At 71.8% G+C, this 16,940-nt stretch carries 18 protein-coding genes; 8 read left to right on the top strand and 10 right to left on the bottom strand.

All coding sequences use genetic code 11. From position 1 onward, the window contains the following. Together IF54_RS0132235 and IF54_RS0132230 are read right to left on the bottom strand one after the other, a co-directional pair. Nucleotides 1–681 (bottom strand): maltotransferase domain-containing protein (locus IF54_RS0132235; protein WP_030325238.1); only part of this gene is annotated, 681 nt, incomplete at its 3' end. 75 nt (nt 682–756) lie between these two features. Next, the gene (locus tag IF54_RS0132230; RefSeq protein ID WP_030325236.1) at nt 757–1,056 is read right to left on the bottom strand and encodes a DUF5133 domain-containing protein; all 300 of its coding nucleotides are present in this window, start codon (nt 1,054–1,056) and stop codon (nt 757–759) included. Between the two features lie 293 nt (nt 1,057–1,349). Here IF54_RS0132230 and IF54_RS0132225 point away from each other — a divergent pair, with 293 nt between their 5' ends. Together IF54_RS0132225 and glgX are read left to right on the top strand one after the other, a co-directional pair. After that, the gene (locus tag IF54_RS0132225) at nt 1,350–1,844 is read left to right on the top strand and encodes a hypothetical protein (protein ID WP_030325233.1); all 495 of its coding nucleotides are present in this window, start codon (nt 1,350–1,352) and stop codon (nt 1,842–1,844) included. 43 nt (nt 1,845–1,887) lie between these two features. Then, the gene (gene glgX / locus IF54_RS0132220) at nt 1,888–3,984 is read left to right on the top strand and encodes a glycogen debranching protein GlgX (RefSeq protein WP_030325231.1); all 2,097 of its coding nucleotides are present in this window, start codon (nt 1,888–1,890) and stop codon (nt 3,982–3,984) included. Between the two features lie 76 nt (nt 3,985–4,060). Here glgX and IF54_RS0132215 read toward each other — a convergent pair whose 3' ends face one another. Next, the gene (locus tag IF54_RS0132215; protein WP_030325228.1) at nt 4,061–4,864 is read right to left on the bottom strand and encodes a VOC family protein; all 804 of its coding nucleotides are present in this window, start codon (nt 4,862–4,864) and stop codon (nt 4,061–4,063) included. Between the two features lie 169 nt (nt 4,865–5,033). Between IF54_RS0132215 and IF54_RS0132210 the strand changes: the two genes are divergently transcribed. Further along, the gene (locus IF54_RS0132210; RefSeq protein ID WP_030325226.1) at nt 5,034–5,366 is read left to right on the top strand and encodes an ANTAR domain-containing protein; all 333 of its coding nucleotides are present in this window, start codon (nt 5,034–5,036) and stop codon (nt 5,364–5,366) included. A 28-nt stretch (nt 5,367–5,394) separates the two neighbouring features. On the opposite strand, the gene IF54_RS0132205 is transcribed toward IF54_RS0132210, so the two are convergent. Next, nucleotides 5,395–6,183 carry an RNA polymerase sigma factor SigF gene (locus tag IF54_RS0132205; RefSeq protein ID WP_030325224.1) on the bottom strand — a complete coding sequence of 263 codons (789 nt, stop codon included), beginning with the start codon at nt 6,181–6,183 and terminating at the stop codon, nt 5,395–5,397. Between the two features lie 268 nt (nt 6,184–6,451). Between IF54_RS0132205 and IF54_RS0132200 the strand changes: the two genes are divergently transcribed. The 4 genes from IF54_RS0132200 (at nt 6,452) to IF54_RS0132185 (ending at nt 9,235) form a co-directional block, all read left to right on the top strand. Further along, nucleotides 6,452–6,907 carry a MarR family winged helix-turn-helix transcriptional regulator gene (locus tag IF54_RS0132200; protein ID WP_030325222.1) on the top strand — a complete coding sequence of 152 codons (456 nt, stop codon included), beginning with the start codon at nt 6,452–6,454 and terminating at the stop codon, nt 6,905–6,907. Beyond that, nucleotides 6,904–7,725 carry an ABC transporter ATP-binding protein gene (locus IF54_RS0132195; protein ID WP_030325220.1) on the top strand — a complete coding sequence of 274 codons (822 nt, stop codon included), beginning with the start codon at nt 6,904–6,906 and terminating at the stop codon, nt 7,723–7,725. The genes IF54_RS0132200 and IF54_RS0132195 overlap by 4 nt, the downstream gene beginning before the upstream one ends. Continuing rightward, nucleotides 7,685–8,527: an ABC transporter permease gene (locus tag IF54_RS0132190; RefSeq protein ID WP_030325218.1), complete on the top strand. Its 843-nt coding sequence runs from the start codon at nt 7,685–7,687 to the stop codon at nt 8,525–8,527. Before IF54_RS0132195 ends, IF54_RS0132190 begins: the two co-directional genes overlap by 41 nt. Before the next feature lie 192 nt (nt 8,528–8,719). Beyond that, nucleotides 8,720–9,235 carry a hypothetical protein gene (locus IF54_RS0132185; protein WP_030325215.1) on the top strand — a complete coding sequence of 172 codons (516 nt, stop codon included), beginning with the start codon at nt 8,720–8,722 and terminating at the stop codon, nt 9,233–9,235. Nucleotides 9,236–9,268: 33 nt separating this feature from the next. On the opposite strand, the gene hemC is transcribed toward IF54_RS0132185, so the two are convergent. Both hemC and IF54_RS0132175 read right to left on the bottom strand, forming a co-directional pair. Continuing rightward, on the bottom strand, nt 9,269–10,204 hold the full coding sequence (gene hemC / locus IF54_RS0132180; RefSeq protein WP_030325213.1) for a hydroxymethylbilane synthase: 936 nt from the start codon (nt 10,202–10,204) through the stop codon (nt 9,269–9,271). A 115-nt stretch (nt 10,205–10,319) separates the two neighbouring features. Beyond that, complete coding sequence (locus IF54_RS0132175; RefSeq protein ID WP_030325204.1) at nt 10,320–11,519, bottom strand: MFS transporter; 1,200 nt, start codon at nt 11,517–11,519, stop codon at nt 10,320–10,322. A 112-nt stretch (nt 11,520–11,631) separates the two neighbouring features. On the opposite strand from IF54_RS0132175, the gene IF54_RS0132170 reads away from it, so the two are divergent. Next, entirely contained in the window at nt 11,632–12,621 is a 990-nt protein-coding gene (locus tag IF54_RS0132170; protein ID WP_030325202.1) for an ArsR/SmtB family transcription factor, read from the top strand. On the opposite strand, the gene IF54_RS0132165 is transcribed toward IF54_RS0132170, so the two are convergent. From IF54_RS0132165 to IF54_RS0132150, 4 genes are all read right to left on the bottom strand, one after another. Beyond that, a complete protein-coding gene (locus IF54_RS0132165; RefSeq protein ID WP_030325199.1) occupies nt 12,618–13,643 on the bottom strand; it encodes a questin oxidase family protein in 1,026 nt (341 codons plus the stop codon). The genes IF54_RS0132170 and IF54_RS0132165 overlap by 4 nt on opposite strands. 133 nt (nt 13,644–13,776) lie before the next feature. Continuing rightward, on the bottom strand, nt 13,777–14,556 hold the full coding sequence (locus IF54_RS0132160; protein ID WP_030325197.1) for an NPP1 family protein: 780 nt from the start codon (nt 14,554–14,556) through the stop codon (nt 13,777–13,779). 129 nt (nt 14,557–14,685) lie between these two features. After that, on the bottom strand, nt 14,686–15,666 hold the full coding sequence (locus tag IF54_RS0132155) for an ATP-dependent DNA ligase (protein ID WP_030325195.1): 981 nt from the start codon (nt 15,664–15,666) through the stop codon (nt 14,686–14,688). Between the two features lie 517 nt (nt 15,667–16,183). Beyond that, nucleotides 16,184–16,933, bottom strand: a complete 750-nt coding sequence (locus IF54_RS0132150) for an SDR family oxidoreductase (RefSeq protein WP_030325193.1) — start codon at nt 16,931–16,933, stop codon at nt 16,184–16,186. Nucleotides 16,934–16,940 lie beyond the last annotated feature (7 nt).

The raw sequence follows: 16,940 nt of genomic DNA, 5'->3' as shown, positions 1-16,940 counted from the left end.
CCGCCGCGCCGCCGTCCGGAACGTGCCGTGCGGCCGCTCCGGGGTGCCCTCGGAACGCGGGAAGAACTCGTACCACGAGCCGAACAACGCCCGCTCCCGTTCCACCAGCAACGGCAACGACTCCGACGCCGTGATCAACTCCCGCAGCGGATGACGCGCCAGCACCGCGTCCACCTCGGGGGTGAGCGCACCCGCCAGACGGGTGGCGACCGGCAACGAGTCGTCGGCGAGTGTCTTCGCGGCGGCCAGCAGCACCGCCTGCTGCGGTTCCTCCGTGACGCCCGCCGCGGCACGGGTGTAGAGCTCGGCGCCCTCCTCCAGGACCGACCCCGTGTCGATACCGGCCGGCACCTTGATGCGCGCGGTGTGCCGCCAGGTGCTCACCGGGTCGCTCCAGGCCTCCACGCGGTACGTCCAGCGGCCCTCGACGTCGACGGTCACCTCGGCGCCCCAGCGGTCGCTGCCCGGGGCCAGCTCCCGCATGGGGGTCCAGGGACTGTGCCGGCCCTCCGGGTCGGTGAGGACGACATTGGCGGCGACCGCGTCGTGTCCCTCGCGGAACACGGTGGCGGTGACCTCGAACGTCTCGCCCACGACCGCTTTCGCCGGGCGCCTGCCCGACTCGACGGCAGGACGGACGTCGCGTACCGGGATACGGCCGATGGCCGGGGTGGTGCTCATGTTCTCGCCTCCGCCGTGCTCGAGGCCGGGCACAGGGTGCGCCCGGCCGGGGATCGAAGCTGCGCCGGAAGGTGCTTACCTCCCCGCGGGGGAACGTTCCGCCGATCTCGGTGGACCCCGTCGGACGGCGGCGCTCGTGTGCGGGAGGTCGCTCGTCTCCTGCAAGTAGGCGATCACGCTGCTCCGCAGATAGCGCTCGGCGGCGTCCGCGGCCTCGCGGGCACAGCGCTTGCCCATCAGAACGCACAGCGTGTAGCCCGAGTCCTCGAAGGTGCTCCGGACGGTGAGGTCGGCGGGGGAGGCGAGCATGCGGCGCTCCCATGCGCGGTAGCGCCGCAGTTGCCGGGCGACTTCGGCTTTGGCCGGTAGCAGCATGGCGCCTTTCACCTTTCGGGACCGGGGAAGATCCCGGGACTCGCGGGATCTTCACTCATGGTGCACGGGTAACGACTCAGCGTCTTGTTGGATCTTCAACGGGATGAGACCAGGCCGAGTCGGCCGACACCGGCAACACGCGCCTCAGGAACCGCTCGTGTTGCACGAATGGCGTAGCACTCCCACTCTGGAGTGACTCTGAAGCGAACAGCGCTCACGCTCCGTGTGTTTCGGGGCCCGGTCCCGCGGGGGCCGGGAGGAGCGGGAGCTTCGCCGGTGAGGAGCGAGCGACGATGAAGACCGCAGTCCCCTGCTACTACCACCTCGACGTGGAGGTCAGCCCGGAACGGGTCGGACAGGTCAGGCGCATCCTGGCCGCCCACCTACGGCTCTGGGACCTGGAGACCCTGGTCGAGCCGGTCTGCCGCGGTGCCGTCCTGCTGCTGAAGGCCATCGACGAGCACGCGACGGACAAGAACACCTCGATCGAGCTGTGGTGGAACGGTCAGCACCTCATCACGGCCGTCGGCGAGAACGACAGCGACCTGCGCCCGGACCTGGATCTGCGCGCCTGCCTCGAACGCATCGCCGTGATGAGCGACGGCTGGGGCTGCTGCGCCACGGAGACCGGCAGCAAGGTCATCTGGTTCTCCCAGCGGGCCCGCTCCGGGGAGCGCGTCCCGCTCGTGCCGACCGCGCCCGAGCCCAGCCTGCGGGAGGTCCTCCAGGTGCCGCGCGAACTGCCGGTCGCGGCCCTGGCCGCCGCTGCCGCCGAGGGCGGGTGCTGACGTGCCGGCATCCAGGAAGAAGCCGGACAGGAACGGCAAGCGGGTGCCCGCCTGGAGCGGGCGCCCGTACCCGCTGGGCGCCGCCTTCGACGGCGAGGGCACCAACTTCGCGCTGTTCAGCGAGGTCGCCGAGCGCGTCGAACTCGTCCTGGTCGACGACAAGGGCGGCCACCGCACTGTCCCGCTGACCGAGGCCGACGGATTCGTGTGGCACGGCTATCTGCCCGGGGTCGGACCGGGGCAGCGGTACGGCTACCGGGTGCACGGCCCCTGGCAACCCGAGTTCGGACACCGGTGCGACCCCTCCAAGCTGCTCCTCGACCCGTACGCCAAGGCGGTCGACGGGCAGACGGACACCCACCCCTCGCTGGTCACCCCCGAGGCCGACAGCGCCGGGCACACCATGCTCGGCGTGGTCACCGACCCGGCCTTCGACTGGGGCGACGACACCCCGCCCTGCCGGGCCTACGCCGACAGCGTGATCTACGAGGCGCACGTCCGCGGGCTCACCCGCACCCACCCCGACGTACCGCCCGAACTGCGCGGCACCTACGCCGGTCTCGCCCACCCGGCGGTGATCGACCACCTGACCTCGCTCGGAGTGACGGCCGTCGAGCTGATGCCGGTGCACCAGTTCGTGCAGGACGGGGTGCTCCAGGACCGCGGCCTGTCCAACTACTGGGGCTACAACACGATCGGCTTCTTCGCGCCCCACAACGCCTACGCCGCCCACGGCACCCGCGGACAGCAGGTCGCCGAGTTCAAGGCGATGGTCAAGGCGCTGCACGCGGCCGGTCTCGAGGTCATCCTCGACGTGGTCTACAACCACACCGCCGAGGGCAACGAGAACGGGCCCACCCTCTCCTTCCGGGGCATCGACAACGCCTCGTACTACCGGCTGGTGGACGGCGACTGGGGTCACTACTACGACACCACCGGCACCGGGAACAGCCTGCTGATGCGGCATCCCTACGTCCTTCAGCTGATCATGGACTCGCTGCGCTACTGGGTCACCGAGATGCACGTCGACGGCTTCCGCTTCGACCTCGCGGCCACCCTGGCCCGGCAGTTCCACGAGGTGGACCGGCTGTCGGCGTTCTTCGACCTGATCCAGCAGGACCCGGTGATCAGCCGCGTCAAGCTGATCGCCGAACCGTGGGACGTGGGCGAGGGCGGCTACCAGGTGGGCAACTTCCCGCCGCTGTGGTCGGAGTGGAACGGCAAGTACCGGGACGCCGTACGGGACTTCTGGCGCGCCGAGCCGCACACCCTCGGGGAGTTCGCCTCCCGGCTGACCGGGTCCTCCGACCTGTACCAGCACAGCCGCCGCCGCCCCCGCGCGAGCGTCAACTTCGTGACCGCGCACGACGGCTTCACGCTGCGCGACCTCGTCTCCTACAACGACAAGCACAACGAGGCCAACGGAGAGGGCGGTCAGGACGGCGAGAGCACCAACCGGTCCTGGAACTGCGGCGCGGAGGGTGCGACCGACGACCCGGCCGTGCTCGAACTCCGGGGCCGTCAGCAGCGCAACTTCCTCGCGACGCTGCTGCTCTCCCAGGGCATCCCGATGATCGGTCACGGCGACGAACTCGGGCGCACCCAGGGCGGCAACAACAACGCCTACTGCCAGGACAACGAAGTCTCCTGGATCGACTGGGCGTTGAGCGATGAGCAACGCGAACTCGCCGCGTTCACGCGGTACGTGATCGGGCTGCGCGCCGCACACCCCGTGCTGCGCCGGCGCCGCTACTTCCGCGGGGAGACCGTGACGCACGCGGGGCAGCCGCTGCCGGACCTGGTCTGGCAGCTGCCGGACGCCCGCGAGATGACGGAGGCCGACTGGCAGCGGTCCGACGCGCACTCCGTCGGTGTCTTCCTCAACGGCGACGCCATCGCCGAACCCGACCCGCGCGGCCAGCGGGTGGTCGACGACTCGTTCCTGCTGCTGCTCAACGGCTACTGGGAGCCCGTCGACTTCCGCCTCCCCGACCCCGCCTACGGCGAGCGCTGGACGACCCTCCTCGACACGGCGGAGCCCCAGGGCGCCGACGAGTCGGAGCACAAGGCCGGCACGGAGATGACGGTCCAGGCGAGGAGTCTCGTCCTGCTGTCCCGGCCGTCCCGCGGGGGCGGCTGACAGCGGAAAAGGGAGGGGCGCCGCGATCTTTGTCGCGGCGCCCCTCCCTTGTGAGCGCATCAGGCGATCGAGGCGCTCAGTGATTGCGCCGTGACGTCACCGTGAACTGGGCTCCGTCGGGGTCACGCAGGACGGCCTCGGTGTGGTCCTTGGTCAGGACGGTGCCGCCATGTGCCTCGGCGGCCCTGGCGCAGGCCGTCACATCGGAGACCGCGAAGTGGACCTGCCAGTGCGGCCGGATCGAGGGGTCCGGCGCGGAGCCCAGGGCCCCCGACTCGATACGGGCCACCACGTCGCCGCCGCTGCGCAGCACCACCTCGCCGCCCTCGTACTCGACCTCGCAGCAGCCGGGCCGCCCCGTCGCCCACTCCAGGACCTCGCCGTAGAAGATCGCCGCGTCGAACGCGTCGCGGGTGTGCAGCCGCACGAAGGCCGGCTGGGCCCGGCGCCACCTCTCCCAGTCGGCGACGAGCTCGCCCTCCCAGATGCCGAAGGTCGCGCCGTCGCGGTCGGAGAGCAGCGCCGCCCGCCCGGGCGGGAAGGACAGCGGCCCCACCGCAAGGGTGGCGCCGCGCTCCTGGACCCGGGCCACGGCTTCGTCCGCGCTGGGCACCGCGAAGTACGGCGTCCAGGCCACCGCCATCTGCCACATCGACGCCACGGCCGCGATACCGGCGACCGGCGTGCCGTCCACCAGCGCGACCCGGAAGCGCTCACCGAGCTTGACCGGCTTCCACTCCCAGCCGAGGACGGCTCCGTAGAAGTCCTCCGTGGTCGCCTGGTCGCGGCAGGTCAGGCTCACCCAGCAGGGGGCTCCGAACACATGGTGGCTGGAGACGACGTCCGCGGTCGTGCCGGGGAGTCTCGGGTCGTGGTTCATGGCGGTCGCGTCCTGCTCTCGTCGGGCTGCGGCCAGCGGGGCTTTCGTCCAGTGTCGTTCCGGAACCGCTGCGGCCGCCTGCCGAGTACCCCGGGGGAGTCACCGAAACGGTGCCCCGTACGGCCTCGCGCCCGATGCCGAGGAGCCGTCCGAGTGACACGATGAACAGGTGTCAGGCGTACCCGAGGAACCCGCCGCGGACCCGGACCGGGTCTTCGCGCTCCAGGAGGAGATCGACCAGCTGAAGGAAGCGGTCGCCTCCCATGCTGTCGTGGACCAGGCCATCGGCATGGTCGTCGCGCTCGGCAGGGTGACCCCAGACGAGGGCTGGGCCGTGCTGAAGGTCGTCTCCCAGCACACCAACATCAAGCTGCGCAACGTCGCGGACCTCATCCTCATCTGGGGCAGGACCGGAGACATCCCCGAGGAGATCCGGGTCGAGCTCGAAGAGGCCCTGGACCAGTACGGCCCGACACAGATTCCGGGGGCGCCGCCGGAGTGACAGCGCCCCCCGGAGTCCAGGGGTCGGATCAGCCGGAGTCGGCCAGGATCTCCGCGCGCAGCCGGTCGAAGCAGGTGCTGAGCAGGCGCGAGACGTGCATCTGGGAGATGCCGAGCTCCTCGGCGATCCCGCTCTGGGTCATGCCCCGGAAGAACCGCAAATAGAGGATGGTCCGCTCGCGCTCCGGCAGGGCTTCCAGGCAGGGCCTGGCGGCGACCCGGTCGACGACGACGTCGTAGGAGGGATCGGGGCCGCCGAGCGCGTCGCCCAGGGCGTAGCCGTCGGTGCCCGGCATCTCCGCCTCCAGCGAGAGCGTCGAGAAGCACTCCAGGGCCTCCGCACCGGCGCGGACCTCGTCCTCGGTGAGATGCGCCCGTTCGGCGATCTCCGCCACGGTGGGCGCCTCTCCCGGGGTCTGCGACAGTTCCTTCGAGGCCTGCCGGACCCGGTTGCGCAGGTCCTGCACCCGGCGGGGCACGTGCAGGGTCCACATGTGGTCGCGGAAGTGCCGCTTGATCTCGCCGGTCACGGTAGGCACCGCGTACGCCTCGAAGGCGCTGCCGCGGGCCGGGTCGTAGTGGTCGACGGCCTTGACGAGGCCGAGGGCGGCCACCTGGTAGAGATCCTCGAGGGACTCGCCGCGGCCGCGGAAGCGGACGGCGATCCGCTCCGCCATGGGCAGCCACAGCTCCACCAGTTCGTCCCGCAGCGCCTTGCGCTCCGGGCCCTCCGGCAGCTCGGCCAGGCGCTCGAACGCCGCGTTGGTGTCGGGGGCGTCGTCATGCGGATGGGGCTTGGTTCTGGTGGCGACGGTCATGCCGCGCACCTCCCTGAGCGGGTGCTGGATGGACAGACACCGTGGGAGGAGAGCACTCGGACCCTGAAACATCCGGAACCCGCTCACCGGGCTCCCACGGAGGTGCCTCCTGTCCGAAGCACTGGCATAAGGATTCCCGCTATCGGGTGAAAGCAAACAAAAGCTACTGATCATCGGATATAGGCACAAGAGGGGTGTGTATGGGGTCGAGATGTGCTTGACCCGCCCTTGGTCGAGATAGCTCTGACACAGAGGTAATCTCGGCCGTATGGACGAGGAGACCTTTCCCGAAGAGCTGGCCGACGCCCTCGTCGGAGTCCAGCGGCTGCTCAGGCGCAGACTGCGCGCGGGACTCACGGTGCCGCGGTTGCGCGGCGCCGAGGTCGAGCTGCTGCGCCTGGTCGAGTCCCGGCCCGGCATCGGCGTCTCCGAGGCCGCGAAGGAGCTCCACCTGGCCGGGAACTCCGTCTCCACCCTGGTCAACCAGCTCGCCAAGGAGGGGCACCTGGTCCGCGAGACCGACCCCGCCGACCGGCGCGCCGCGCGACTGCTGCTCACCGAGCAGGCCGAGGCGCGGCTCAGGGACTGGAAGCAGCGGCGTGTCGCACTCGTCGGACGGCAGCTCGCCCGGCTCGACACGGCCGAGCAGGAAGCCCTGCGGGCCGCGCTGCCGGCCCTGCGCGCCCTCGCCGTCACCCTGCAAGAGGAAGCCGAGGAGTCATGACACCCGACGCTGTTTCCTGCACCGGACTCGACTACGCGTTCCGTGACACGAAGGCCGTGGACGGACTGGACCTGACCGTGGCGGAGGGCGAGGTCTTCGGACTGCTCGGCCCCAACGGCGCGGGCAAGACCACCGCCATCCGTTGCATCACCACTCTGCTCCCGGTCCCGGCCGGCATGGTCCACGTCTTCGGCCGCGACACCGCCGAGGACGCCATGGCCGTACGACGGCTGCTCGGCTACGTCCCGCAGCAGCTGTCCGCCGACGCGAACCTGACCGGCCGGGAGAACGTCACCCTGTTCGCCCGCGTCTTCGACGTGTCCCGCAGGGAACGCGCCGAGCGGGTCGCCCAGGCCCTGGCCGCCGTAGACCTCACCGACGCCGCCGACCGGCTCGCCGGCACCTACTCCGGCGGCATGGTCCGCCGCCTCGAACTCGCCCAGGCCCTGGTCAGCGCACCCCGGCTGCTCATCCTCGACGAGCCGACCATCGGCCTCGACCCGATCGCCCGCACCGGCGTGTGGGAGCACATCAACGCCGTACGCGAGGCCACCGGCATGACGGTTCTGGTGACCACCCACTACATGGACGAGGCCGACCAGTACTGCGACCGGGTCGGCCTCATGCACCGCGGCCGCGTCCGCGCCCTCGGCACCCCGGAGGAGCTCCGGCGGGGGCTGGCCGAGAAGCGGGGCACCGACACTCTGCCGACGCTGGAGGACGTCTTCCGGGACGTCGCCGGCAGCGGCCTCGAAGACGAAGGAGGGGATTTCCGCGATGTCCGAAGCACCCGCCGCACCGCGAACCGTGTCGGCTGACATCGGCCTGCTGCTGAAGCCCCCGCAGCCGCGCGCAGGATGGCGGCTGCTGCCCGCCCGGATCGTGGCGATGTGCGCCGTCGAACTCCAGAAGCTCAGCCACGACCGCACCGAGCTCTACACCCGCGCCGTCCAGCCCGCCCTGTGGCTGCTGATCTTCGGCCAGACCTTCACCCGCATCAAGGCGATCCCCACCGGGGGCATCCCCTACATCGACTACCTCGCCCCCGGCATCATCGCCCAGTCCGCGATGTTCATCGCCATCTTCTACGGCATCCAGATCATCTGGGAGCGGGACGCGGGCATCCTCAACAAGCTCCTGGTCACCCCCACTCCGCGCTCGGCACTGACCACCGGCAAGGCCTTCGCGGCCGGAGTGAAGTCGCTGATCCAGGCCGTCGTCGTCATCGTCATCGCCGCTCTGCTGGGCGTCTCCCTGACCTGGAACCCGCTCAAGCTCCTCGGCGTCGGCGTGATCGTGATCCTCGGCTCGGCCTTCTTCTCCTGCCTGTCGATGACCATCGCCGGCATCGTGCTCAGCAGGGACCGCCTGATGGGCATCGGGCAGGCCATCACCATGCCGCTCTTCTTCGGCTCCAACGCCCTGTACCCGCTCTCCGTCATGCCGGGTTGGCTCCAGGCCGTCAGCAAGGTGAACCCGCTCAGCTACGAAGTCGACGCCCTGCGCGGCCTGCTGCTCGGCACGCCCGCCCATCTGGCGCTCGACTTCGGGGTGCTGGCCGTGGCCGCCGCGCTCGGCATCACCGCGGCCTCCTCGCTCCTCGGCCGGCTGGCCCGTTGATCATGGCTGGGGAACGTGATGTGCGGCACGCCTGTGAAAGCGTTTTTCCGGCCGTCTGGCGGATTCTTCCTGCGCACGGCTTGATCAGCGATCAAAGGGGGCGAATTCCCTGGCCACAGCGCATTCTGCTCATTTGACAGTGCATTGAGCACACAGATAGGAAGCAGCTCTCTGAGGTCGAAGAGGTGCACTGTGTACAAGCCGAACGTGGTCGGGGACTGGCAGGAGTACGACGAGCATGCCGGTCTGCGGGTCCGCGTCCACCGTCTGGAGGCGGCCGAGCCGCCGCGCGGGCGGGACGACGCCGCCGAAGGGCTCACCTACTTCAGCGTCCGCGTGACAGTGGAGAACCGCGGCGAGAAGCACCCGACGGTCCACCTCGAGGACGGCCAGATCGACGTGCGGATCGGCCCCGACGGCGAGAGCGCCTTCATCGACTGGCGGAACTCGCAGTTCATCGAGGGCTTCGACGTCTACCCGCTGCGCCGCGCCACCGCCGTGCTGTTCGCGGCGGCCCCGGAGGCCGGCCTGAGCCAGATCGACGTGCAGATCCAGCTGCGGGTCGACGACGAGTGGGCCGACCGGCGGCTGTGGGCCGGCGGCATCGGTCTTCACGAAGGGGCCGCGCACGCGGGTGCGGGCCGTGAGGGCCTGGCCTGCCAGGTCAGCAACTTCCTGCGGGACCAGGCGGAGGAAGGCACGGCCTGAGCCGTGCGCGCTCCCGGCGCCCGGTCCCCTGACTCAGTGCGGGATGCCGTCGATGATCTCGCGGGCGCCCTGACGCAGCAGTGCCACCGCCACCGACGTTCCGAGCGTGGCCGGATCCAGGCGGCCCGCCCATTCGTGGGCGTTCAGTCGCGTCTTGCCGTCCGCGGTGAAGACACAGGCCCGCAGAGAGAGTTCGCCGGTGTGGTCCACGCGCGCGTACCCGGCGATCGGGCTGTTGCAGTGGCCCTGGAGGACGTGCAGGAACATGCGCTCGGCGGTGGCCTCCCGGAACGTGTCGGGATGACCCAGCGCGCTGACCGCGTCGATCAGTTCGGTGTCGCCCTCACGGCACTGGAGCGCGAGGATGCCCGCGCCGATCGGCGGCATCATCGTCTCGGGGGACAGGATCTCGGTGATCACGTCCCGGCGGTCGATGCGCTCCAGGCCGGCGACCGCCAGCAGCAGCGCGTCCGCCTCGCCCGCCGCCAGCTTCGCCAGCCGCCGGTTGGCGTTGCCGCGGAACGGCACGCACTCCAGATGCGGATGGGTGGCGGCCAGCTGCGCCACCCGGCGCACCGAGGAGGTCCCGATCCGGGTCCCTTCCGGGAGTTCGTCCAGGGTGAGGCCGCCCGGGTGAATCAGGGCGTCCCGGATGTCGTCCCGCTCGAGGAACGCGGCGAACGTGGTGCCCGCCGGGAGCGGCCGGTCGGCCGGCACGTCCTTCACGCAGTGCACCGCGAGATCCGCCTCGCCGGCCAGCAGCGCGGCGTCGACCTCCTTGGTGAACGCGCCCTTCCCCTCGACCTTCGACAGGTCGCCCATCCACTTGTCACCGGTGGTCCTCACCGGTACGACCTCGGTGCGCACACCGGGATACAGTGCGGCCAACTCGCTTCTGACGCGCTCCACTTGGGCCAACGCCATCGGCGAGTCACGGGAGACGATGCGGATCAGTTCCGGGAGGGACATGCGGGACACGATAGACCCTGCGGAGGCCCGGTGTTTGAAGGTCGGGGAGCAACGGGTAAGCCGTAGCGTCACTTCTGCCCGGCCCGGGCGCCCCCTGAGCAGACACATGCGGTCGTCATCCAGTGCCTGTCTCCGGCGCCTTCACCGCTGACCGTGCGACGACGGTCGCCGGTCGGCACAGCACCACCAACGCCACCACAGTGAGCGATGCCCCGGCCAGGAACGTGCCGCGGGTCCCGGTCAGGGGCAGCAGCGCTCCGCCGAGCAGGGCACCGGCGGCCACGCCCACGTTGAAGGCCGCCGAGTTGGCCGCCAGCGCCGTCTCGGTACGCCCCGGCGCCACCAGCAGCACCTGGCTCTGCGTCGCCATGAACGCGGGCGCCACCGAGGCGCCCAGCAGCATGAGCAGCACCACGGTCGCCACCTGGCTGTCCCCGGCCACGTACAGCCCCACCAGGGCCACGACCTGTCCCGTCACCGGGACGACCAGCGTGGCCCGCGGATACCGGTCCAGCAGCGGCCCGACCGCCGCGACCCCGGCCAGCCCCGCCGCCCCGAACGCCAGCAGTACGGCGCTCACCGCGTCCCGCCCGAACCCGCTCACCTCGTCCAGGAAGGCGACGAGGTACGTGAACCCGGTGAACGCCCCCGTCACCGACAGGGCGGTGGTGGCGAGCACCACCGCGAACCGGCGCCGGTCCGGGGCGGCGCCGTAGGCCGCGTGGCTCTCCCGCGGACGTGAGGTCGGCAGCAGCACGGCCACCGTGACCAGCGACACCACGGCGAGCGCCCCGAGCACGGCGAAGGGCACCCGCCAGCCGCTGTGCCCGCCCAGCCATGTGCCGGCGGGGACTCCGGCCACCGTGGCCAGTGAACCGCCGACCGACAGCAGCCCGATGATCCGGCCCCGGCGCTCGGGCGGGAACAGGCCGACCGCGGTCGGCCCCATCACCGCCCAGAACAGCGCCTGCGCCAGCGCGGTCGCCACCCGGGCGGCCAGCAGCAGGCCGTACGACACGGCCGTGAGCGCGGAGAGCCAGCTGGCCGCCGCGAGCACCGCGAGCAGTACGGCCATCAGATACCGGCGCGGCACGGACCGGGTGAGGTGGGCCAGCGGCAGCGAACCGACGGCGACCGCGAGGCCGTAGCCGGTGACCAGCGCGCCCACCGCGGTGAGGGAGACCCGCAGGTCGTCCGCCATCAGGGACAGCAGGCCCACGGGGAGGTTCTCGGTGGTGTTGAAGGTGAACGCGGCCAGCATCAGTGCCGTGACGACGGCGGCCCTGCGCCAGGGGGCCGGACGTACGCTGCCCATCCAAGTGCCTTCCGGGGGAGGGAAAGAGGGACGGCCAGCGTGCTGCGCCGGGCTGTGCGGCTCTACTCTTTCGGTCCAGGACGAATCACTCACGGCCGCCGGGGAGGCTGGTGTGGCGCTGACCCTGCGGCTCGGGAACGACGATCTGAGGCGGAGCCGGTTCGCCGTCTCACCGCTGTGCCAGACCCATGAGGCGCTGCGCATGCTGCGCCGGTCCGCCCGGCACGGCTACCACCGGGACTGGCTGCGACGCGTGGCACCCGCGGTGGCCGGGCTCGACCTGTCCCCGCTGTGGCTGTTCATCCCACCGGTCGGCGGCTACACCCCCGACTTCCTGGGGCCCCCGCCCGAGGAGCCCTACCCGCGCTTCGAGGACGAACTGGCCCGGGTGCGCGCCACCGATCCCTCCCTCGCCCGTGAGGAGATGGCGCGTTCGCTCTTCTGCACCCCGGGCCTCGCCGAGTCGCCGCGGGGCCGGGCCGCCCTCGACGACCCGGCCGGAACCGTACGGCGTCTCGCCGACCTCACCGAGCAGGCCTGGCAGGCTCTTGTCGCCCCCGACTGGGCGCGTCACCGGGCCGTGCTGGAGGCCGACATCGCCCACCGCTCCCGGCAGGCGGCGGACGCGGGGCTCGACGCGCTGTTCGCCGATCTGCACCCGGACGTCGACTGGGCCGACGGCAGCCTCACCCTCCCTGTGCGCGGGGACATGAGGGACGCCCAACTGGCCGACGGGCGAGGGGTGTTGCTCATGCCGAGCGTGTTCGTCTGGCCGGACGTGGTGAGCGGCTTCGCCCGCCCCTGGCAGCCCACGGTGATCTATCCCGCCCGCGGTATGCGCGCCCTGAACTCCGCCGAAGCGCCGCGTCCGCCGGAGGCGCTCGCCCGGCTCCTGGGGCGCCAACGCGCCGCAGTCCTGGCCGGGTTGGACGATCCGGCCTCGACCACGGACCTGGCCCGCCGGCACGGCCTCGCCCCGTCGACGGTCTCCGCCCATCTGGCCGTCCTGCGCGAGGCGGGCCTGCTGGACTCACGGCGGCAGGGCCTCCACGTGCTCTACGGGCGGACGCCCCTGGGCGACTCCGTGGTGGCCGGTGCCTAGACGAGCGGCTCGCTGAGCTCGACCGAGCGCAGGGCGGCCGCGAGGGCCTGCTCGTCCCCGACGTCCAGAGCGGTGTCGGTGAGCTTGATGACGTGTTCGTCGCCGTGGGCCAGGGCCCGCTCCAGGACCTCCTCCGGCGCGAGACGCCCCGGCGGAACGTAGGCGACCGGCTCCTCCGGCGCGTACATCGCCGTGACCGCCGCCGACGCCGCCCAGGCCGCGTGCAGACTGGGGGCCCACTGGTCCCGGGGGAGTGAATCCAGTGTCCGCAGCACGGCGTTGGGGGCCGTCGCCGCGTGGACGAGCATGGTGGGCTCGCCGTGGCCGTGGGTGGCGTAGCGGTGGGTCGCGGCCCGGACAAGTTCGGTGAGCCGTTGCCTGGCGATGTCCGGGTCGGTGACCTCCTGCGCCCAGACCGGCAGGTGTCGCACCGCGGCCAGCCTGTCCCGGAACCCCACGTGCCCCGGCTCGATCGCCGGTACGGCGTCCAGGGCCTGTCCGGCGCTCGCCGCGCCCGGCACCGCCACGAGGCCGGTCACCGGCTGGTACCGGGCGGCCCAGTAGCCCAGCGCGTGGGCGAGTTCGGTGCGCCGGGGCGCGTTCTCCTCGGCCGCCACCGCGCGCACGGCGTGGCCGACCCGGATGACGGTGTGCGTGGCGCCGCCGTACAGGCCGGGCAGCAAACGTGGCCACCACTCGGCGAGGACGTCCCGCCAGGGGCGCTCGGCGAGCGTGCGGGTGAAGTGGTCGGTCCAGTCCGCGATCCGGCACGGATCGCCCAGTGCCGTGCGCCAGTTGTCGTGCGTGACGGGGGCCGTGCGGTCGGGGAAGTCCTCCAGCCGGTCCCGGTACAGGTCCAGCCACCGGTGCACCGAGGCCGCCCGTCCGTGCGCGGCGAGCGACTCGACGACCATGGGCGCGTGGTTGGACAGCCAGCCCTCTCGCTCCGGGCCGGACGCGTGTACGCGTTCCAGGGCCTCTTCCAGGAGTCCGCCGCTCTCGTTCGTGTGGGTCGTGTCCATGCCTGAAACGCTAGATCGGGGGTGATCGGCGAGGATCGGGCGCGGGACGGAATCCGGCGGTGCCGGGGTCCTAGGACCCGCGCCCGACGTCGGTCGTACGTGCCCGACGGGCGTTCGAACGGACTTCGCCGGCTCAGGCGTTGGGGTCGAAGGAGATCCCCGACGGCTTCGCCGACGCCAGATGGGCGGCGAAGTTGGCGTCCTTCAGGCCGAAGTTGGCGCTGCCGAAGTCGTAGGCGCTGAGCTTGTCGCGCAGGGCCGTGGAGGGGTAGCCGTTCCAGCCGACCAGCGGTGGGTACTGCCACGTGCCCTTGGCGTTCTCCGGCGGCTCGTCGTTGGAGTTGGCCAGCCGGAAGCAGTGCGTGCTGATGCCGTCCTTGTGGTAGACGATCTTCGCGTGCGTGCCCTCGAAGCGGACGCCGGAGGCGGCCGTCACCGTGAACGAACCGTGGTTGGACGTCGACACGTACTGGACCGTGCCGTTCTGCGTCCAGATCACGACGTGCTCCCAGTCGTTGCGGTGCCCGCCGATGCTGGTGTTCGCCAGCGCCTGGTCCTTCTCGAAGTACAGGCCGTACAGGTAGGCGCACCAGCCGTTGTTGCACTTGTAGCGCGAGTACGTGTTGGTGTTGTCCAGGTCCGAGGCGTCATGGCAGTCGCCGCTGAGCGAACCGGTCGGCTTCAGACCGCCGTTGATCGTGCCGTCGGGGCCGATGGCGGGCGTCGAGTAGCAGCCGTCGGTGTCGTAGTCGAAGGCCGGCTGGTAGGTGAACTCGGCGCTCTCGGCGTTGGCGGACAGCGCCTTGGGCGGAGCGGCGAAGGCGGCGGCGGGGAAGGCCACCACGAGGGCCGCGGCGCCGGCCAGGCCGGTGAGCCATCTCGTGCGGTGCTTCTTGAACGACGGTGACGACACTGCGTCCTCCTAGTGTCCGGGCGCAGCCCAACGGCTGTGGGTTACTGGGGAGTTCAGCTTCCCGGTTTTCCATGTCCACGCCAAGAGGTGGGAGGCGTCGCTCCGGTGACGCCCCGCCCAACAGCCGGATCACGCAGGTGGCTCCGGAAGATCGGCGGCGGAATCCTCCGGGGCGAGATCGGGACGCAGCCGCAGCCAGGACGGCTGACGCAGCAGCCCGGCTCTCGTGCGGGTGCTGTAGCGGACCTCGCCGACCAACCGGGGCAGCACCCAGCGGGCGCCCGGAGTCGCCGGGACGGGATCGAAGGGGCACACGTCCGTCGCCGCGGCCGCCAGCAGCGCGGCGAGTTCGGTGCGCTCCGCCGCGCTCCAGCCGGTGCCCACGCTGCCCGCGAACCGCAGCCGCTCCTGCGCCCGCTGCCCCACCAGCACCGCGCCCGGCAGTCCGGTGAGCCGCCCTTTGCCGGGCAGCCAGCCACCCACCAGGACGTCCTCACTGTGCATGTTGCGGATCTTGATCCAGGCCCGGGAGCGCACCCCGGGCTCGTAGACCGAGTCCAGCCGCTTGCAGACCAGGCCCTCCAACCCGTGCTCCCGCGTGGCACGCAGGGCCTCCTCGCCATGGCCGACCAGGGCGGCGGGCGTCGACCAGCGCGGCCCCGTGAGCTCCAGCTCCTCCAGCCGCGCCCGCCGCTGCGTGTAGGGCAGGGCCAGCAGCGAACGCCTCCCGAGATGCATCAGGTCGAACAGCACGAGATGGACGGGCGCCTCGGCAGCCCGACGGGCCGCTCTGACCGGGGCGTGGGCGAGTCCCATCCGCTGCTGGAGCAACTGGAAGTCCGCGCGCCCCTGTTCGTCCAGGGCCAGGATCTCCCCGTCGAGCACCGCCGGGGTGGCACCTAGGGCACCGCCCAGCGGCGCGAGCTCGGGGTAGGCGCCGGTGATCTCCTCCCCGGACCGGGCCCGCAGCACCGCGCTGCCGTCCCCGGCGAGGTACACCACGACCCGCTGGCCGTCCTGTTTGGTCTCGTAGGCCCACCGGGCGTCCTGCGCGGCGGACGGCAGCGTGCCTGGTGTGGCCAGCATGGGGGCGATCAACGGGAGGGTCACGGGTGAGGTGTCGACACGACCACCGGCCCCCACGCACCCCGGGCGCGGGGTTCCCCTGAACGGGCGCGGGCCGGTGGGCGTTCTTCGCGGGAGGCCACCGGTCCGGCCGAGCGCTGGACAGGGGCGGTGTGCTGGGGCGGCGGAAGGAGGGGCGCCACGTGGCGGGCTCGTGGCGCGGGGCTCGGGGCGACGGACTCGGGGCGAGGGGGGAGGGCCGCGGGTCGCAGGGCGTGGGGCGAGCGGCGGTGGCGCGGTGAGCGCGGTGTCCGGACGCGCTGTCGGACATCCCGGACAGGCTGACGATGGTGTCGTCCGGGACCCGTAGCCGAACCGGCCGGTGCCCCCGCGGCTGGGTGGTCGGCGGCTGGAAGATCTCGGAAGTGCGGCGTGCCCCCGGTCGGTCAGGGTGGCGTGCCCCCGGTCGGTCAGTGCGGCGTGGACCCGGCCTCAAGGCGGCGTTGCTCCGGTCGGCAGGGCGGCGTGACCCTGGCCGATAGGGCGGCGTGACCCTGGCCGGTCAGACGATGCCCCCGTTCGCCCGCAGCACCTGGCCGTTGACCCAGTGGCCGGCCGGGCTGGTCAGGAACGACACGACGTTGGCAATGTCCTGGGGCGTGCCCAGCCGCTCCAGCGGGGGCTGGGCCGCGAGGCGGGCGACGGTCTCCTCGTCCTTGCCGTCGAGGAAGAGGTCGGTCGCGGTCGGGCCGGGGGCCACGGCGTTGACGGTGACGTCGCGGCCGCGGAGTTCACGGGCGAGGATCAGGGTCACTGCCTCGACCGCTCCCTTGCTGGCCGCGTAGGCGCCGTAGCCGGGGAAGGCGAGGCCCACGACCGAGCTGGAGAGGTTGACGAGCGCCCCGCCCGGCCGCAGCCGGCGCGCGGCCTGCTGGTCGACGACGAAGGTGCCGCGGATGTTGGTGCGGTACAGCGCGTCGAGTTCGGCCAGGTCGAGGTCCGCGATCGGGGACAGGGGCATCCGGCCCGCCGAGTGGACGACTGCGTCGACGCCGCCGTAGGTGGCCTCCGCCAGGTCGAACAGGGCGGCGACCGCGGTCTCGTCGGCGACATCCGCGCGGGCGGCGTACGCGGTGCCGCCCGCCTCCTCGATGGCACGCACGGCCTCGTCCGCCGCCTCCTTGTTGCCCGCGTACCCGACGACGACCGCGAATCCGTCGGCCGCGAGCCGCTGGGCGATCTGCCGTCCGATGCCGCGCGATCCGCCGGTCACGATGGCGACGCGTCGTTCCGTCCCGGGGTGGGTGGTCATGACCGCA

The organism is Streptomyces sp. NRRL B-3229, from assembly GCF_000719505.1.
Taxonomy (GTDB): domain Bacteria; phylum Actinomycetota; class Actinomycetes; order Streptomycetales; family Streptomycetaceae; genus Streptomyces; species Streptomyces griseorubiginosus.
This window is presented reverse-complemented; position numbering and strand designations above follow the sequence as displayed.